The following is a 1,162-nucleotide window of genomic DNA, read 5'->3' on the forward strand; positions in this document are numbered from 1 at the left end:
TTAAAAGACTGGACCAGATTTGCAACTGAGATTCATATTGACCCTTCTGCAAATCTTGATATTTCTGTGCATATTCCTCTTGTATCTTATGCTTGGTCTCCTCATGGAGCCTAACAGCATCCTCAATACGCTTGTTGTATTCAAGAGTTAGAATTTCACCTTTGGCTAGTTTTGCTTTTAAGTTATCTTGTTCATTCAATAATGCATTGTCATTATCAGACATTGCATTACTTTCCCCGAACTGCGTTGATAAACCTTCACGTTCACCTTTGGGTGCTGCTAAGAGCGCTCTAGCCTGTTGAATATCTCTTAGTGAATTACTATAAGTCTGCTCGTAAGCACGTTTTCTTTGTTCAGCAGCAAGATTGATTAGGTTAGTTTCATAATCGTATTGTTCCTTTAAGGCTTTTAAACGAGACTTCTTTTCCTCAGCGTTATATTCAAGACTCTTCTGAATTCTGAGCCCTTCAATCTTAGTTTTTGCGTTAAGTTTCTCTTGCTCATTCATCTTGAAGGAATAAAGATCATAAGCAAGTTGAGCATCACTAATGAGTTTTGCATCATTCGCTTTCTGTATCGCTACAGAGACATATTGAGTCATGCCGTATTTCTGTAAGCGCTCAATTTCCTTCTGCAAATCCATTTCAATTTGTTTGGATTTATCAGAGTATTCATACTGAATTTTGAGACGTTCTTCATTGATCTTCTCTAATTCTTGAGCATGCTTTTTCGATTCTTGAGCAGCTTTTTTTGCAGCATTCTCTGCGTCTTTAGCTTCTTTTGCGTTTGTTTTAAGGCCCTTGTTGGTTTTGTCTATTGCACCACTGGTGTCGTAATACAACTGACCAAGCTTATCAAGTTTAGGAACTGATGCATCCAGCACATCATTCATGGACTTCATTGAGCCTTTAATGGTCGCTACTGAATCGTTTACAGTATCACTGGCAATGGACCAACCATTTTTAAAGCCATTAACTAGAGCCTGTCCTTTAGCAACAACTCCATCAGCTGTCATAACATTTGCATATGTAGCGCCAACGTTTGCTGCTTGCTCTACAAAGCCTTGAATGAGTCGTATAACGACCTGAATTGCACTTGCTAGCCCAATAATACCTACTGCCACACCCTTGGCAATTACACCTACAGATTGAATTACGGAACC

Annotated in this window: 1 pseudogene; it reads right to left on the bottom strand. The window is 39.0% G+C overall.

From position 1 onward, the window contains the following. A pseudogene (locus tag VXQ92_RS19740) lies at positions 1–1,162 on the bottom strand (hypothetical protein); the annotation flags it as partial.

It is taken from the genome of Acinetobacter sp. 228, assembly GCF_048147885.1.